The sequence below is a fragment of the Dokdonella fugitiva genome, assembly GCF_004342425.1.
In the GTDB taxonomy this organism is placed as follows: domain Bacteria; phylum Pseudomonadota; class Gammaproteobacteria; order Xanthomonadales; family Rhodanobacteraceae; genus Dokdonella_A; species Dokdonella_A fugitiva.
The window spans coordinates 634,161-649,190 of sequence record NZ_SLWQ01000001.1 but is presented as its reverse complement, the minus strand read 5'-3'; the positions used below and the strand labels follow the sequence as shown (position 1 = coordinate 649,190).

15 protein-coding genes are annotated in these 15,030 nt (G+C 70.7%); 6 read left to right on the top strand and 9 right to left on the bottom strand.

Annotation, left to right across the window (positions count from 1 at the left end; genetic code table 11):
* Positions 1 to 22: 22 nt before the first annotated feature.
* The 5 genes from EV148_RS02795 to EV148_RS02775 form a co-directional block, all read right to left on the bottom strand.
* Positions 23 to 721: a helix-turn-helix transcriptional regulator gene (locus EV148_RS02795; RefSeq protein WP_131993107.1), complete on the bottom strand. Its 699-nt coding sequence runs from the start codon at positions 719 to 721 to the stop codon at positions 23 to 25.
* 121 nt (positions 722 to 842) lie between these two features.
* Positions 843 to 1,247 carry a GFA family protein gene (locus EV148_RS02790; RefSeq protein WP_131993104.1) on the bottom strand — a complete coding sequence of 135 codons (405 nt, stop codon included), beginning with the start codon at positions 1,245 to 1,247 and terminating at the stop codon, positions 843 to 845.
* A gap of 83 nt (positions 1,248 to 1,330) precedes the next feature.
* Positions 1,331 to 2,029: an NIPSNAP family protein gene (locus tag EV148_RS02785; protein ID WP_131993101.1), complete on the bottom strand. Its 699-nt coding sequence runs from the start codon at positions 2,027 to 2,029 to the stop codon at positions 1,331 to 1,333.
* Between the two features lie 116 nt (positions 2,030 to 2,145).
* The gene (locus tag EV148_RS02780; protein WP_199222699.1) at positions 2,146 to 2,751 is read right to left on the bottom strand and encodes a hypothetical protein; all 606 of its coding nucleotides are present in this window, start codon (positions 2,749 to 2,751) and stop codon (positions 2,146 to 2,148) included.
* Positions 2,748 to 3,122, bottom strand: coding sequence for a VOC family protein (locus EV148_RS02775; RefSeq protein ID WP_131993098.1), 375 nt, complete (start codon positions 3,120 to 3,122; stop codon positions 2,748 to 2,750). The genes EV148_RS02780 and EV148_RS02775 overlap by 4 nt, the downstream gene beginning before the upstream one ends.
* A gap of 158 nt (positions 3,123 to 3,280) precedes the next feature.
* Between EV148_RS02775 and EV148_RS02770 the strand changes: the two genes are divergently transcribed.
* The 4 genes from EV148_RS02770 to EV148_RS02755 all read left to right on the top strand — a co-directional run bounded on the left by EV148_RS02770 (position 3,281) and on the right by EV148_RS02755 (position 6,892).
* Entirely contained in the window at positions 3,281 to 4,303 is a 1,023-nt protein-coding gene (locus EV148_RS02770) for a class 1 fructose-bisphosphatase (protein ID WP_131993095.1), read from the top strand.
* Positions 4,304 to 4,397: 94 nt separating this feature from the next.
* Positions 4,398 to 5,108 carry a 2OG-Fe(II) oxygenase gene (locus tag EV148_RS02765; RefSeq protein WP_131993092.1) on the top strand — a complete coding sequence of 237 codons (711 nt, stop codon included), beginning with the start codon at positions 4,398 to 4,400 and terminating at the stop codon, positions 5,106 to 5,108.
* Positions 5,109 to 5,115: 7 nt separating this feature from the next.
* Positions 5,116 to 6,189, top strand: a complete 1,074-nt coding sequence (locus tag EV148_RS02760; protein ID WP_131993089.1) for a saccharopine dehydrogenase family protein — start codon at positions 5,116 to 5,118, stop codon at positions 6,187 to 6,189.
* Between the two features lie 73 nt (positions 6,190 to 6,262).
* Positions 6,263 to 6,892 carry a TIGR00645 family protein gene (locus tag EV148_RS02755; protein WP_131993086.1) on the top strand — a complete coding sequence of 210 codons (630 nt, stop codon included), beginning with the start codon at positions 6,263 to 6,265 and terminating at the stop codon, positions 6,890 to 6,892.
* 101 nt (positions 6,893 to 6,993) lie between these two features.
* Here EV148_RS02755 and EV148_RS02750 read toward each other — a convergent pair whose 3' ends face one another.
* Positions 6,994 to 8,469 (bottom strand): M61 family metallopeptidase, encoded by a 1,476-nt coding sequence (locus EV148_RS02750; RefSeq protein WP_131993083.1) that lies wholly within the window; start codon positions 8,467 to 8,469, stop codon positions 6,994 to 6,996.
* Positions 8,470 to 8,543: 74 nt separating this feature from the next.
* Between EV148_RS02750 and EV148_RS02745 the strand changes: the two genes are divergently transcribed.
* Both EV148_RS02745 and EV148_RS02740 read left to right on the top strand, forming a co-directional pair.
* A complete protein-coding gene (locus EV148_RS02745; protein WP_131993080.1) occupies positions 8,544 to 10,808 on the top strand; it encodes a UvrD-helicase domain-containing protein in 2,265 nt (754 codons plus the stop codon).
* A gap of 140 nt (positions 10,809 to 10,948) precedes the next feature.
* Positions 10,949 to 11,908 (top strand): hypothetical protein, encoded by a 960-nt coding sequence (locus EV148_RS02740; RefSeq protein WP_131993077.1) that lies wholly within the window; start codon positions 10,949 to 10,951, stop codon positions 11,906 to 11,908.
* A gap of 116 nt (positions 11,909 to 12,024) precedes the next feature.
* Here EV148_RS02740 and EV148_RS19045 read toward each other — a convergent pair whose 3' ends face one another.
* From EV148_RS19045 to EV148_RS02725, 3 genes are all read right to left on the bottom strand, one after another.
* Positions 12,025 to 12,156, bottom strand: a complete 132-nt coding sequence (locus EV148_RS19045; protein ID WP_277871118.1) for a hypothetical protein — start codon at positions 12,154 to 12,156, stop codon at positions 12,025 to 12,027.
* A 22-nt stretch (positions 12,157 to 12,178) separates the two neighbouring features.
* Positions 12,179 to 12,616 carry a DUF1579 family protein gene (locus EV148_RS18340; RefSeq protein WP_158287280.1) on the bottom strand — a complete coding sequence of 146 codons (438 nt, stop codon included), beginning with the start codon at positions 12,614 to 12,616 and terminating at the stop codon, positions 12,179 to 12,181.
* Between the two features lie 202 nt (positions 12,617 to 12,818).
* Positions 12,819 to 14,813: a serine/threonine-protein kinase gene (locus EV148_RS02725; RefSeq protein ID WP_131993068.1), complete on the bottom strand. Its 1,995-nt coding sequence runs from the start codon at positions 14,811 to 14,813 to the stop codon at positions 12,819 to 12,821.
* Positions 14,814 to 15,030: the final 217 nt, after the last annotated feature.

Here is a 15,030-nt window from a genome sequence, read left to right as displayed (position 1 = left end):
GAGCCTCCGCATGGGCGCGGTGCTAGATGTCGAGCCCCTCGCTGTCGCCGCCCATCGCGCGCACGTAGGCGGCCATGCCGCGCTCGGGCGTCTCGACGAAGGTTTCGCCGGTCGGTTCGAACGCGACGATGCGGTCCGGGCGGAAGGTGCGGAAGTCCGCGCGCAGGCGGCACCAGCTGCCGAGCGTCCACACGCCGCCCCAGAATGCGAGGCAGAGCGGCTCGACCTCGCGCAGCGAGCTGCGGCCCGCCTCGTCGCGGTAATCGAGGCGCAGCACCTGCTGCGCGGCGATCGCCGCGTGCAGGCGATCGATGAGGCCGCTGCGCGCTTCGTTCCAGTCGGCGGGCGCGAAGATGCGCGAGCGCATCGCGCGCTGCTTGAGCTCGGGGGGCAGCACCGCTTCGATCTTCAGCAGCGCCGCCTGCGCGCCGCGGTGCAGGCGCGCGCCGGCGAACGCCTTGACGAAGCGCGTGCCGACGACGAGGGCTTCGAGTTCTTCGGCGCTGAACATCAGCGGCGGAATGTCCGCGCCCTTGCGCAGCACGTAGCCGACGCCGGCTTCGCCTTCGATCGGCACGCCCGACAGCTGCAGGTCGGCGACATCGCGATAGACCGTGCGCAGCGAGACGCCGAGCGTCTCGGCAAGGCCGCGCGCGGCGAGCGCGGTGCGCCGGCCGCGCAGCGCATGGATGATGAGGAACAGGCGATCGGCGCGGCGCATCCGCCGATGATGTCGCCGTCGACGGCTCGCGGTAAAGCGCGGCGACGCGCATGCGCTTGCCGCGGCCGGCGCGCAGCGCGCCCTGCGCGCCGCGACGCGGCGAGCCGGTCGCGCGTCGCGTTCACAGGTGCCGCGTCTCCGCCGGCGCGTTCCACCAGTTGTTCGCGCGGCCGTCGAAGTAGCGCACCGGCGCCTCGGCGAGTTCGGCCGGATCGACGTCGTCGAGGCAGGCGAGCCTGACCGAGACGAAATCGCCGCCGATCTCCTCGACGTGGCCGCGGCCGAACGGGCGCACGCCGCAGTGGCGGCAGAAGACGTGGTGGTTCGCGTGCGTGCCGAAGGTGTAGTCGGCGAGCGCATCCTCGCCGGCGAGCAGGCGGAACGCGTCCGGCTTGACCGTGACGCTCCAGTTGCGCGTCTTCGTGCAGATCGAACAGTTGCAACGGCCGGTGCCGTCGGCGAGGTCGAGGTCGGCCTCGAAGCGCACCGCGCCGCAATGACAGCTGCCGTGGTAGGTCTTCTTCATGTCGTGGTTCTCCTGCGGGGAAGTGCGGATCATCGCGCGTGGCGACCTGCAGATCGACGCGCACGTGCGCCGGATCGTCGCCGTCAGCGCAGCAGCGAACGCGCGGTCGGTGCGAGGCGCAGCAGCTGCCGGGGCGCGGGCACGGTCGCCGTGAGGCTTTCGCGATGGCGTTGCCAGTGCGCGTCGTCGTCGAACGCGGCGAAACAGGCCAGCACGTGCTCGTTCTCGCGCACCGGCAAGGCCGGGAACGTGTTCGGCGCATGCTCGCTGACGAAGCTCGCGAGCGCCGTCGCGCCCGCGCCGGCGATCCAGCTCGCGACGCCGCGCTCGAGGCGTTCGGCGAAGGTGTCGTCGCCGCGCGGCACGGCGAAGACGAGGCCGATGACGAGGCGCGCGCGCGTTGGTGACGTCGCCATGGATGGACGCACCGCGTCGTCGAGTGCGAAGCCGGTATCGGCGCGCAGCGGCCGCAGCAGCAGCACGTCGTCGGAATCGATCATCGTCGCATTGGCGGCGTCGCGGTGTGCCTTCCACACCGGCCCGCCGTAGAACGCGCCGAGCGCGGCGGCGCGCCGTTCCATGTCCTGGAAACCACGCAGCCAGACGAAGTGGTCGGCGTCGTCGAGGTCGCGGAACTGGCCGAACAGGCGCATGCCGCAGGCTTCCTGCGTCTCGACGAACTCGCGCTCGAACAGGTCGACGAGGTCGTCGCGGCGGCCCGGGTGCAAGGTGTACTGGCGCAACTCGACGATCGGCCACGGATTCGTTGTCGCTGGGGTCATGCGTGGGGTTCCTCGATGATGAAGATGTGCGCGCCAGCCCGCGGCAGCAGGACGCAGGCGCGCCGCGGCGAGCAGCGGCTCGACGCGATGACGTGCATCGGTTCGGGGGAATGCATTCACGCGCCGCTCCGCTCGAAGTCCATCGTCCAGTTGGTTTCCCAGCTGCTCCCGTCGTCGGTCGAGAACGCCTGCTCCCAGCGCGCGCGGTCGGCCGAGAGGACGGTCCAGATGAAACGCGTGAGCACCGGCGTGCCCAGGTGCGCGTCGCGGCCGTGGAACGTGCCGACGCCGCCGTCGAAGCGGCCGCGCACGGGCGGCTGCAACTGCACGCTGCGGTTGTCGACCCAGTAGATGCTCCATTCGCGCGCCTGCGGGTCGAACAGGCGGATCGTCATGCCGATGAAGCGGTGCTCGCCGAATGCATCGGTGACGAGCTCGTCCTCGTTGCCGAACCCGCCGAGGATCGGCCGGCAGACCTGCACCGCGTCGAACGCTTCCCACTCGGTGCAGCCAACCAGGCGCTCGCGCAGCCGGCGGTTGTGCACGATCCAGCGGCCGTGCAGGAAATCGAAGTCGTGCGAAGGCTGGGGCGGCATCGCCGGGCTCCTCGGTCTGCCTGTGCACGCGGTGCGCAGGTCGGGCAGGGTGTACAGGGCGGCGACGCCGAGCGCGCCGAGCATCGCGGCGCGCGCGGGGTCGCCGATGGTCGGCGCGGCGTTCATCGCGGCGAGAACAGGCCGACGCGGTTGCCTTCGCTGTCGCGGATCTGCGCGAAGAATCCGATGTCGTCGGGGAGTTGCGTACGGGGCACGAACACCTCGCCGCCGAGGGACGGCACGCGCTCGAGCACCGGGCGGATGTCGTCGAGGCTGAGATAGACGATGCTGCCCTGGATGGACGGCTCGCATTGCGGCATGCGCACGAGTGCGCCGGTCGCGTTCGGCTTGTCACCGCGCGGGAACACCGCCATCGCCGGGCCGCCGAACTGCTGGCGCTGCAGGGTCACCCCGAGCGCGGCCTCGTAGAAGCGCTGGGCGCGATCGAGGTCGGTGGTCGGGATCTCGAACCAGGCGGGGACGTTCGGACTGAGCATGTCGATTCCTTGGCGGGGCCGGTCATCGGCGTGCCGCTACGATGCCGCCCTGCCACTGCCAACGTGGTGTCAGCAGCCCCGCCGGCCGCGCCCCTTTCTCGATGGCCCCGGACTCCGGACAATGCGCGTCCCGAACCGCCCTCCGGAGCCGAGCGCCCATGAAGCCGATTTCGCTGACCCAGTTCCTCATCGAGCAGCAACGCGAGGGCCGCATCAACGCCGACCTGCGCCTGCTCATCGAGGTGGTCGCGCGCGCGTGCAAGCGCATCTCGATCGCGGTCGGCAAGGGCGCGCTCGGCGGCGTGCTCGGCAGCGCGGGGACGGAGAACGTCCAGGGCGAGACGCAGAAGAAGCTCGACGTGCTCTCCAACGAGATCCTGCTCGAGGCGAATGCCTGGGGCGGCCATCTCGCCGCGCTCGCCTCGGAGGAGATGGACGACCCGCACCCGATCCCCGACCGCTACCCGAAGGGCGAGTACCTGCTCGTGTTCGACCCGCTCGATGGCTCGTCGAACATCGACGTCAACATCTCGGTCGGCACGATCTTCTCGGTGCTGCGCTGCCCCGAGGGCGTGAAGAACCCCGACGAGAAGGCGTTCCTGCAGCCGGGCACGCAGCAGGTCGCGGCCGGCTATGCGGTGTACGGATCGAGCACGGTGCTCGTGCTCACCCTCGGCGACGGCGTCCATCAGTTCACGCTCGACCGCGAGCAGGGCAACTTCCCTCTCACCCATTCCAGGCTGCGCATTCCCGAGGACACGTCCGAGTTCGCGATCAACATGTCGAACATGCGCCATTGGGAACCGCCGATGCGCCGCTACATCGAGGAACTCCTCGCCGGCAAGACCGGACCGCGCGGTCGCGACTTCAACATGCGCTGGGTCGCCTCGATGGTCGCCGACGTGCACCGCATCCTTACGCGCGGCGGCATCTTCATCTATCCGCGCGACCTCAAGGATCCCGGCAAGCCCGGCAAGCTGCGCCTCATGTACGAGGCGAACCCGATGGCGTTCATCGTCGAGCAGGCCGGCGGAGCGGCGACGACCGGCCGCGAGCGCATCCTCGACATCACGCCCGCGCAGCTGCACCAGCGCGTGCCGGTTTTCCTCGGTTCGAAGAACGAAGTCGAGCGCGTGACCGGCTATCACCTCGCGGCGGATCGCGCCGGCGAGCCTGCATGAGCTCGTCGCGGGACAGGTCTGCGCGATGAGCAGGCTCGCGCGGATGAGATAGAGTCCGGAAGATGGCAGGGTCGATTCCCTCGGGCGGGTGACTATGGACGACTTCATCGAGGTGTACGAAGGCGCACTGGACGCGAAGGCCTGCGCCGACCTCGTCGCCGCGTTCGAGAAGAGCGACAAGCTCGTGCGTGGACGCACGTCCGGTGGCCTGAACACGCGCCTCAAGGACAGCTGGGACCTGCACGTGAGCGGCCATGCGGAGTGGAAGCCGGTCGAGAACATGCTGAACGGCGCCATGCTGCAGGGCCTGGTGTCGTACCTGCGCAAGTACACCCACCTCGCGCTCGCGCCGACCGTGCTGTACCGCCAGCGCGCCGGCAGCGAGGACATGCAGATGCTCGGCGTCGACGACGTGCGCGCGATGCCGGACGCCGAACTCAAGCAGCTCATCGTGCGGCTGTTCCGCCCCGGCGGCATCAACCTGCAGCGCTACTCGGCCGACGAGGGCGGCTACCCGTACTGGCACAGCGAGATCTCGCCGAAGGTCGAGACCGACGACAACCTGCACCGCGTGCTGCTCTGGACGATCTACCTCAACGACGGCTTCGCCGAGGGCGAAACCGAATTCCTGTTCCAGCAGCGCCGCATCGTGCCGAAGACCGGCGCGCTGCTGTTCGCGCCGGCCGGTTTCACCCACACGCACCGCGGCAACATGCCCAAGGGCGGCGACAAGTACATCGCGACCTCGTGGGTGTTGTTCCAGCGCGCGCAGCAGCTGTACGCACCGCCCGCGGCGGCGAAGTGATGCCCGCATGCAACGCGTGCTCGTCTACGGGGCGAACGGCTACACCGGCACGCTGATCGCCGAGGAAGCGGCCCGGCGCGGCCTGTCGCCGGTGCTCGGCGGCCGCAACCGCGAAGCGGTCGAGGCACTCGCCCGGCGCCTCGGCCTGCGTTCGCGCGCGTTCGGCCTCGACGACGCCGCCGCGGTCGCGCGCGGACTCGACGACGTCGACCTGCTGCTCAACTGCGCCGGCCCGTTCACGCGCACGGCCGCGCCGCTGCTCGAGGCCTGCCTCGCCCGGCGCGTGCACTACCTCGACATCACCGGCGAGATCGACGTGTTCGCGCACTGCCATCGCGCCGACACGCGCGCCCGCGAGCGCGGCATCGTCGTCGCGCCCGGCGCCGGCTTCGACGTCGTGCCCACCGATGGGGTCGCTGCGCTGCTGAAGCGCGCGCTGCCGGCGGCAACCGCGCTCGTGCTCGCGTTCGAGGCGGGCGGCGGCACCAGCCCGGGCACGGCACGGACCAGCGTCGAGGGGCTCGCGCGCGGCGGCCGCGCACGCATCGGCGGCGAGCTCGTCGAGGTGCCGCTGGCATGGAAGACGCGCAGCTTCGTGCGCGAGGACGGCGTCGAGCGCAGCGCGACGACGATCCCGTGGGGCGACGTCTACACCGCGTACGTGTCGACCGGCATCCCCGACATCGAGGTCTATCTCGCGCTGCCGCCGCGCGCGATCCGCTCGCTGCGCCGCCTGCGCCTCGCGCGTCCGCTGCTGCGGTTCGCGCCGTTGCGCGCCTGGCTCGAGGCACGCGCGGGCGCGCGTCCCGGGCCGGATGCCGCGCGCCGCGCGGCGACGCAGTGCCGGATCTGGGGCGAGGCGCGCGACGCCGCCGGCCGGGTCGAGCGGGTCCAGCTCGTCACGCCGAACGGCTATGCGCTCACCGTGACCTGTGCGCTCGACATCGCCGCGCACGTGCTCGCCGCCGCGCCCGCGGGCGGTTACCGCACGCCGTCGCAGCTGATGGGCGCGGACTACGTGTGCAGCGTGCCCGGCGTGCGCGTCGTCGCGGCGACATTCGATACGTCCATGACCCGCTGATGGCACCGGGACGGGTGCGCGATGCGGGCGTTTTGCGGTAGCGTGCGCGTTCACCGAATCCGCCGGACCGCGCATGAGCCCATCGAACCATTCCCCGCTGTCGCCGCTGCCCTCGCTGATCTTCTCCGCGCGCTGGCTGCAGCTGCCGCTCTACCTCGGCCTCATCGTCGCGCAGGGCGTGTACGTCGTGCTGTTCGTGAAGGAACTCTGGCACCTCATGCACGACGCGTTCCGCCTCAGCGAGCAGGCGATCATGCTGATCGTGCTCGGCCTCATCGACGTCGTGATGATCTCGAACCTGCTGATCATGGTCATCGTCGGCGGCTACGAGACGTTCGTCTCGCGCCTGCGCCTGGAAGACCATCCCGACCAGCCCGAGTGGCTGAGCCACGTCAACGCGTCGGTGCTCAAGGTCAAGCTCGCGATGGCGATCATCGGCATCAGCTCGATCCACCTCCTGAAGAGCTTCATCGAGGCCGGCGCGATCGGCGGCATGCCGTTCTGCACGCCGGACCTCATCGCCCAGGCCGCCGCCGAGATCACGACCGGCGCCGGCCGCGGCTGCACGATGGTGACCGCCAACGGCGTGATGTGGCAGACGATCATCCACTGCGTCTTCATCGCCTCGGCGATCGGCATCGCGTGGACCGACCGCATCATGTCCAACGGCAACGGCTCGCGCGACCGCGCGGACTCGCACTGAGTCCTCCGGAAGCTGGAAAGCCCGGACACGAAGGAAAAGCAATCAGGAAAAGGAATTGGAACAGGGAGCAGACGGAGAAGATCAAGCGCGAGAAGAGCCTTTCACCTGAAACCTCTTCCTTCGGGTGCTCCGTGTTTCAAGCTCTTCCGCTCGATGGGCCTTTCCTTCGTGCCCTTCGTGTTCCAGTCTCTTCCTTCGCCTTCCGCTTCGTCCCCGCCGCCAGCTCCCATGATCCCCGCACGCGCCGCTGCATCGACGGTGTCGAGGGCAGGGGTGGCCGGGAAACGCGTGAGGGTGCGGTATTCGCGCCAGCGGCGGGCGAAGACGTCGGTGCCCGCCAGGGCGTCGAGGCGCTCGACGAACGCCTGTGGTGTCCAGCTTCGCGTCGGCGCGAGGCAGCAGGCGTCGAAGCGGCGCAGCGCTTCGTCGACGCCGATGCGGCCGCCGCTCGCGCGGCGCAGTTCGAGGTCGACGGCGAGCCAGTAGGCGGTACCGCTCCAGTACACGCGCGTGTAGCCGTGCGCGCGTTCCATGTCGAGCGAGGCCTGTTCGAGCGGCGTGGCGTCGCCACGCGGCGTCGCGGCGCGGCCGCGCGCGAAGCCGTCGGCGAGTTCGGCCCAGGCCTGCGCGGGCGTGAGCAGGCCCGCGCGTGCGCGCAGCACGTTCTGCAGGTAGGTCGCGAGGCCCTCGGCGAGCCACGCGCCGCGCGCGCCGAGGTGCGGGTGGAACAGGTGCGACAGCTCGTGCACCGCGATCCAGTCGCGTTCGAACGCGTGCGCGTCGCGCGAGGGATCGACGAACAGGGTGAGGCCGTTGCCTTCGCCGCGCGTCGACTGGCCGAACACGACCGCGTCGCGCTGCGCGCCGACGGGGATCACGAGGACCTGCACGTCGGCGAGCGGCAGGTGGCCGTACGCGGTCGTCGCCGCGTCGCTGACACGCCCGAGCCAGGCCAGCAAGCGCCGGCGCTGCGCCGGGTCGGGCGGGCCGCCGATCGCGACGTGCAGGCGGCCACCGGGTCGTTGGATCGTCGTCTCGGACATGCGGCCGATCGCGATGCGCGCGAGCCAGTCCGGCGGGGTGCGTTCGATGTGGTACCTGCGCGTCGTGCCGGCGGAAGGCTCGGGGGTCCACGGCGTGGATAGTGCGATGCCGGCGGGAAGGTCGACGCGCGCGTCGGCGGCGGCGACATTGGCGGCCCAGAGCAGCCAGCCACCCGGGTCGGTGATGGTCTCGGCCGCCCGCAGCGCGCTGCTTCGCGCGTTCGCGTCGGCGATGCGGCCAAGGTCGGCGCGCCAGCGCAGGCATTCGCCCGCGCGCCAGTCGCGCGCGCTCCAGCCGTCGCCGCCCTGTTGCAGCGGCGCGCCACTCGAGCGCGCGAGGTCTTCGACGTGCCCGGGCGCCGATGCGTCGCCCGAGAAGCGTTGCAGCGTCGCCGCGCGATCGAGGCAGAGCGAGGCATGCATCGTGCGCGTGGCCGCGTCGTAGCGCAGTGCGTACCGCGCGGGCTCGCCCGCCGCGACGAGGCCCGCGGCGAACGGCAACACGACGCACCACAGGGCGGCGATCCGCTTCATGCCGCAGATGATCGTCGCATCGCGGGCTTTCTTGCATCGGCCGTTCGGCACGGCTGGCCGGTACAATCACGACGATGGACGTGTCACACCTGCTCGACGGACTCAACGAGGCGCAACGCGAAGCGGTCACTGCGCCACCGGGCCACTACCTCGTGCTCGCCGGCGCCGGCTCGGGCAAGACGCGCGTGCTCACCCACCGCATCGGCTGGCTGCTGCAAGTCGAGCGCGTCTCGCCATGGTCGGTGCTCGCGGTCACGTTCACGAACAAGGCGGCCGGCGAAATGCGCGGGCGCACCGAGAGCCTCATCGAGGGCGACGGCCGCGGCCTCACGATCGGCACGTTCCATGGCATCGCGCACCGCCTGCTGCGCCGCCACTGGCGCGAGGCGAAACTGCCGGAGACGTTCCAGATCCTCGACGCCGACGACCAGCTGCGCATGGTCAAGCGCACGATGCAGGGCCTAGGGCTGGACGAGTCGCGCTTCCCGCCGCGCCAGGCGTGCTGGTTCATCAATGCCGCGAAAGACGAAGGCAAGCGGCCCGACGCGCTCGATCCCGGCTTCAATCCGGTCAATCGCGTGCTCATCGACGTCTACCGCGCCTACGAGGAAGCCTGCCGGCGCGCGGGCGTGGTCGACTTCGCCGAGCTGCTGCTGCGCGCGCACGAGCTCTGGTTGCAGAACGACGAGCTGCTGCGCCACTACCGCGAGCGCTACCGCCACCTGCTCATCGACGAGTTCCAGGACACCAACACCTTGCAGTACGCGTGGGTGCGCGTGCTCGCCGGCTCGACCGGCCAGGTGTTCGTGGTCGGCGACGACGACCAGGCGATCTACGGCTGGCGTGGGGCGCGCGTCGAGAACGTGCAGCATTTCCTGCGCGACTTCCCGAGCGCGCGCACGATCCGCCTCGAACAGAACTACCGCTCGACCGGCACCATCCTCGCCGCCGCGAATGCGGTGATCGCGCACAACCCGGATCGCCTCGGCAAGCAGCTGTGGACCGCGGGCGACGACGGCACGCCGATCGAACTCTACGCGGCGTACAACGAACAGGACGAGGCGCGCTACGTCGTCGAGCGCATCCGCGAGGGCCTGCGTGGCGACGCGCGCCCGTCCGACCATGCGATCCTGTATCGCTCGAACGCGCAGTCGCGCACGTTCGAAGAACAGCTGATCCAGCACGACATCGCCTACCGCGTGTACGGCGGGCTGCGCTATTTCGATCGCGCCGAGGTCAAGGACGCGCTCGCGTACCTGCGCCTCGTCGCCAACCGTCACGACGACGCGGCGTTCGAACGCGCGGTCAACACGCCGCCGCGAGGCATCGGTGATCGCACGCTCGACAGCCTGCGCCAGCGCGCTCGGCGCGACACGCTGTCGCTGTGGGAGGCCGCGCTCGCCGAGCTCGGCTCGGATGCGCTCGCCGGCCGCGCGCGCAACGCACTGCGCGGTTTCCTGCAGCTGGTCGAACAGCTCGCGCGCGATTGCCTCGCCGCATCGGGCGGCTTCACGCTCGCGGGCGCGCGCCTGCTCGACGCGGGCGCGCCGACCGAGGCGATGGTCGGCGACGGCGAGCCGGTCGGTCCGGACGAGCCGCTCGCCTTGTCCGAGCAGGTCGAGCATGCGCTCGCGCGCTCCGGCCTGCGCGAGTTCTACGAGAAGGACAGCCGCGGCAGCGCCGAATCGCGCACCGAGAACCTCGACGAACTCGTCAACGTCGCGGCGCGCTTCCGCCGCACGCCCGAAGACCTCGAAGCGGGCCTGTCGGAACTCGCGGCGTTCCTCGCCCATGCCGCGCTCGAGGCGGGCGAAGGGCAGGGCGAGGCTTGGCAGGACTGCGTGCAGCTGATGACCCTGCATTCGGCCAAGGGCCTCGAGTTCCCCCAGGTGTTCCTCGTCGGACTGGAGGACGGCCTGTTCCCGAGCCAGAAGTCGACCGAAGAGGCAGGACGCCTCGAAGAGGAGCGCCGCCTCGCCTATGTCGGCATCACGCGCGCGCGCGAGCGGCTCGTGCTCACGTATGCGGAATCGCGCCGCCTGCATGGCATCGAATCGTATGCACGACCGTCGCGCTTCCTCACCGAGATCCCGGCCGAACTCGTGCACGAGGTGCGGCCGAAGGTGCAGGTGAGCCGTCCCGCGTTCGCCGGACGGCCCGTGCTGCAGGAGGCGGCGGTGCCGTTCAAGCTCGGCCAGCGCGTGCGCCACGCGAGTTTCGGCGAAGGCGTCGTGCTCGCCTACGAAGGCGCGGGTGCGCACACGCTCGTCGAAGTGAATTTCGCCGGCGCCGGGCGCAAGCGCCTCGTGCTCGCCTACGCGAACCTCGCCCCCCTGTAGGGCGGGTCGAGCCGCGAAGCGGCGAGTCCCGCGGCGCCCCGCCCGGCCAACCCATGCGGTGACCAAGCCCGCGTCCTTCGCGTGCGGCTGCGCGCCGCCTCGGCGACAATCACCCTCCTCCCCCTGCCGAGGTCGGTTCCATGCAGCGCCAGACCGTGCTCGTCGTTGCCGCCGTCGTCGCCGCCATGGCGACCGCCTGGTGGCTATGGCCGCTGCAGCCGATCCGTTCGCAGCCGCTCGCTTCACGGCCTGCGCCCGCGCCGGAGCCGCCGCCACCGCCGGCGGCTCCGGCTCCTTCGTCCGTTACGCGCGTCGCCGCAGTGGAGTCGTCCGCAGCGCCCCCGCCGGCCGAGCTGCCTCCATCGGCAGTAAAGCCGGTCGAGGCCGCCGTGCAGGTGGCGCCGCCCGCGCCTGCACCCGCGCCCGCGCCGTCACCGACGCCACCCGCGCAGGCCCCGGTCGCCGACGCCCCGACGGCACCCGCGCAGGCAGAGCCGGAGGCGCAGGCTCCCCCAGACGCCGCCGACGCGACGCCCGGCGCGGACGCTGAAGAACCATCGGCCATCCCCCCGAGTGCCGACGACGCAGGCGACGGCGGCGCCGCCGAAGCGCCTGCGACGATCGACGAGGACCACGCGATCGACCTGTTCGCCGAGCGCATGGCCGCGCTCGAGCAGGCCGGCGACGGCGAAGAGGAAGGCGAAAGCCGCGACGCGGCGATGCAGAAGGAGTTCGACGGTCGCGGCGACGGCGGAGACGATGCGGCGACGCGCGCGCGCGAACTACGCGGCCATCTGCAGGCATGGGTCGCGGAATTGCCGTCGGATCCTCCGCATGACGTGCTGCTCGCATCGGTCGAATGCCGCACCGGCAGTTGCCGCGTGCTGCTCGCCGAAGGCGGCGTCGATCTTTCGGGCCAGCCGGAAACACCGGGCAGCGCGGCCGTCAACGCGCTGCAGGCGTCGTTCCTCGCCTTGCGCTCGGCCGAATGGTGGACGTCGCTGCAGCTCGGCGAAGCGAGCCTGTCGATGCACGCGGCCGATCCCGCGACCGCGCCCGGCTACGTGTTGTGGACGATCTACATCGGCGTCGCCACGTAGGGTCGCCGCTTTCGGGGGACACGATCGGTGGGCCAGGGCGCCGTGGCCCACCGTCTTTTTGGAGACGCATGGGTGGGCCAAGGGGGCCAAGGCCCACCCCGGGCGGACGTGCGTGCCTACTTGCTGTACTCGATCTGCATCGTCCTGCTTTCCTTGCCGCCGCGCGTCTCGTACCAGTCGAACGTGTAGTGCGAAGGGTCGACGATGTGCACGACCGCGCGCACGGGGACGCTCGTCTTCGGCGCCATCGGGTCGTCCATCGAGCCGTGGCTAGGTGTAGCTGTTGCTCGCCTTGTCGTAACTTCCGTAGGCGAGGAAGAAGCCGGTCGACATGCTGTCGTACCAGGTGCTGAAGAACTTGCCGCCGAGGTTGTCGTAGCCCATCACGCCGCGACCGCTGAACGGCTGGCCCATCATGTCGCCGTCGAACTTCGTCTCGATGTAACGACCGCCGAACGTCGCCTCGCCGTGGGACGTGCCGCGGCTTTCCTGCGGCGGTGCCTTCGGGTCCATCCACACCGTCGTCTTCGTCTTCCAGTCGCCGACGAAATACGCGAGCTGCCTGTGTTCGGCGCGCACTTCGCCCATGCGCTCGAACGCGGCCGCCATTTCCTGCTGCTCCTTGCTCATCTCCGGCTGCGCGACGTTTTCCGCGCCGGCCGGGCCCACGATTGCGAACGCGAACAGTGCGACCAGCTTCGTCTTCATGGTCCTTCCCCAGGTTGCGCCAGTGGATGGCGCGGACATGCTAGTCCCGCCCCGGGACGGATGCGAGCACGTGGGGAAAGGGTGGAGGCCGGAACACGGAGCGCGCGGACAGGCGCACGCAAAGCGGTGCATTCCCCTGACGCATGCGGGGGATACCCGGTGCGACGGCGCCGAAGCGCCGTCGCACCGGTCCCTCCCCAACCTAACCGCGACGACCGCGCGAGCGGAACTCGGCGAGTTGCGTGTCGACCGCGTCGAGCAGCGGCTCGATCGCTTCGCGCGCCTTCTCGGCCGCATTGAGGCTCGTGAAGTTGACCTGTTCGCCGCTGCTCCGCCAGAGCACGCTGCCGTCGGAGACGCGGTAGGCGCGCACGCCGAGCTGCACGGTGTACAGGGTCGAACTCTGGCCGTAGTAATTCATCTGCTGCGTGCCGACCGGGCGCGCATGGACGAACACGACCGCATCAGCCTTGCCGGCGAGCGCACGCAGGTTCGGCGAGTCGCCACGGCCGCGGCCGCCTTCGATGACGCGGAAGCCACGGCTCTGCAGCATGCCGACGAGCGCGTCCTCGGCCGGCGAGGAGATCACGTCGTCGCCGCTCGACACGACCGCGATGGTCGGCACGCGCGGGCGCGGCGGCGTCGCCGGCGTGTCGGTCGGCGTCACCTTGGCGACGCGCGGCCCCGGTGCCTGCGCCGCATCCTCGGCCGCTTTCGCGACGGGCAGGTCGTGCAGCGCTTCCATGCCGGCCTGCGAAGCGCGAGCCGCCGGCGCGCCGGCGTCGGCGCCCGCATCGGTCGTGCTCGCGACGGCCTCGCTCGGTGGCGCGGGTGGATCCGCGGCATCGGTCGTCGCGGAGGCCGGCGTCGTCGAGGCGTCGGTCGCCGGCGCGTCCGCGGCCGTGCTCGCGGCGACGCTGGTCGCGCTCGGCGGCGCCGGCGGCGGGTTCGCGCCGACCGCATCGGTCGCGCCGACCGTCGCGGTCGAGGTCGGCGTCGTCGCGGTTGCGACGACCGTCGGCGCGGGCGTGCCGAACAGGTTCGCGAGCACCGGGATGCGATCGCGCATCGCATAGCTGCCACCGGCGACGCCGAGCAGCAGCAGCGCCGCGATCGCCCACGGCAGCGCCGAGCTGCGCGGCGCCTGGCCGCTGACCGAGGTCGGGCGGTCGAGCACGGCCTGGTGACCGCCCTGCATCGGCGGCGGCAGCGGCTGGCCGGTCGGCGTGATGCGCGTGTTCGCCTGCGCGGCGACGTTGCGCATCGGCGTCTGCGGCGTCTGCGGCAGCGAAGCCTGGCCCGACACCGGCGTCTTCTGGCCGATCATCGTCGCCGCGGCCGGCGACAGCCTGGTCTGCACGGTGATCGGGCCGCCCTTGGCGACGAGCGGGTGCGTGTTGAGGTCGGTGACGAGCTCGTGGCAGTTCTGGTAGCGCTCGGCCGGTTCCTTCGCGATCATCCTGGCGAGGATGCGCGCGATCTGCGGGTCGGCGTCGTGGTTGATCTCGCGCACGTCGGGGATCTGCGCCTTCACCACTTCGAGCATGAGGCCGAGCGGCGACTCGTCGTTGAACGGCATCTTGCCGGTCAGCATCTCGAACAGCACGATGCCGAGCGAGAAGATGTCCGAACGCTGGTCGACCGGCTTGCCGAGGCAGACCTCGGGCGAGAGGTAACCCGGCGTGCCGACGAATTCGCCGGTCGATGTCAGCTTCTTCGACAGGTCCTGGTTCGACAGCGCGATGCCGAAGTCGGCGATCTTGACCGCGCCACGGCTCGTGATCATGAGGTTGCCGGGCTTGATGTCGCGGTGGATCACGCCGCGGTCGTGCGCGGTCGCCAGGCCCATCGCGGTCTGCTGGATCACCTTCGCCGCCTGTTCGACGGTGAGGCGATGGTCGCGCTTGAGCATCGAGCCGAGCGACTCGCCCTCGACGAACTCCATCACGAAGTAGGTCTGGCCCTCGTCCTCGCCGATGAAGTAGATCTGGATGATGTGCGGGTCGTTGAGCGCCGCCATGCTGCGCGCTTCGCGCAGGAAGCGTTCCTTGATCGCTTCATCGTGGGCGAGCGAGTCCGCCAGCACCTTGATCGCGACATAGCGGTTCAACGAGGCTTCGTAGCCCTTGTAGACCACGCCCATGCCGCCGCGGCCCAGTTCGGCGACGATGTCGTAATGGCCAAGACGCGTTCTCATGACAGCTCCCTCCGGGGCGGATTCCCCGAGTGGAAGGCATCCTAGCACCGGGTCCCGGGGGCAGTGCCCGGAGCCGCGTCGCGCTCGCCGGGCGAACCGGTCGACGCGGGGAGTGTGAACGGGTCGACGAAACGGCCCGGTGTTTGAGCCGCGTCATGCCGCCCACCTAGACTAGGCCGCTTTCCGGCGCGGGGCGCCGGTTGGAACGGCGAGGAGC

What these genes read in the sequence shown, in the direction of transcription:
- EV148_RS02740 (WP_131993077.1), top strand. Translation starts at nt 10,949, where the DNA reads ATGCAGCGCCAGACCGTGCTCGTCGTTGCCGCCGTCGTCGCCGCCATG.
- EV148_RS02780 (WP_199222699.1), bottom strand. Translation starts at nt 2,751, where the DNA reads ATGAACGCCGCGCCGACCATCGGCGACCCCGCGCGCGCCGCGATGCTC.
- EV148_RS02775 (WP_131993098.1), bottom strand. Translation starts at nt 3,122, where the DNA reads ATGCTCAGTCCGAACGTCCCCGCCTGGTTCGAGATCCCGACCACCGAC.
- EV148_RS02795 (WP_131993107.1), bottom strand. Translation starts at nt 721, where the DNA reads ATGCGCCGCGCCGATCGCCTGTTCCTCATCATCCATGCGCTGCGCGGC.
- EV148_RS02750 (WP_131993083.1), bottom strand. Translation starts at nt 8,469, where the DNA reads ATGAAGCGGATCGCCGCCCTGTGGTGCGTCGTGTTGCCGTTCGCCGCG.
- EV148_RS02770 (WP_131993095.1), top strand. Translation starts at nt 3,281, where the DNA reads ATGAAGCCGATTTCGCTGACCCAGTTCCTCATCGAGCAGCAACGCGAG.
- EV148_RS02765 (WP_131993092.1), top strand. Translation starts at nt 4,398, where the DNA reads ATGGACGACTTCATCGAGGTGTACGAAGGCGCACTGGACGCGAAGGCC.
- EV148_RS02785 (WP_131993101.1), bottom strand. Translation starts at nt 2,029, where the DNA reads ATGACCCCAGCGACAACGAATCCGTGGCCGATCGTCGAGTTGCGCCAG.
- EV148_RS02755 (WP_131993086.1), top strand. Translation starts at nt 6,263, where the DNA reads ATGAGCCCATCGAACCATTCCCCGCTGTCGCCGCTGCCCTCGCTGATC.
- EV148_RS02790 (WP_131993104.1), bottom strand. Translation starts at nt 1,247, where the DNA reads ATGAAGAAGACCTACCACGGCAGCTGTCATTGCGGCGCGGTGCGCTTC.
- EV148_RS18340 (WP_158287280.1), bottom strand. Translation starts at nt 12,616, where the DNA reads ATGAAGACGAAGCTGGTCGCACTGTTCGCGTTCGCAATCGTGGGCCCG.
- EV148_RS19045 (WP_277871118.1), bottom strand. Translation starts at nt 12,156, where the DNA reads ATGGCGCCGAAGACGAGCGTCCCCGTGCGCGCGGTCGTGCACATCGTC.
- EV148_RS02745 (WP_131993080.1), top strand. Translation starts at nt 8,544, where the DNA reads ATGGACGTGTCACACCTGCTCGACGGACTCAACGAGGCGCAACGCGAA.
- EV148_RS02760 (WP_131993089.1), top strand. Translation starts at nt 5,116, where the DNA reads ATGCAACGCGTGCTCGTCTACGGGGCGAACGGCTACACCGGCACGCTG.
- EV148_RS02725 (WP_131993068.1), bottom strand. Translation starts at nt 14,813, where the DNA reads ATGAGAACGCGTCTTGGCCATTACGACATCGTCGCCGAACTGGGCCGC.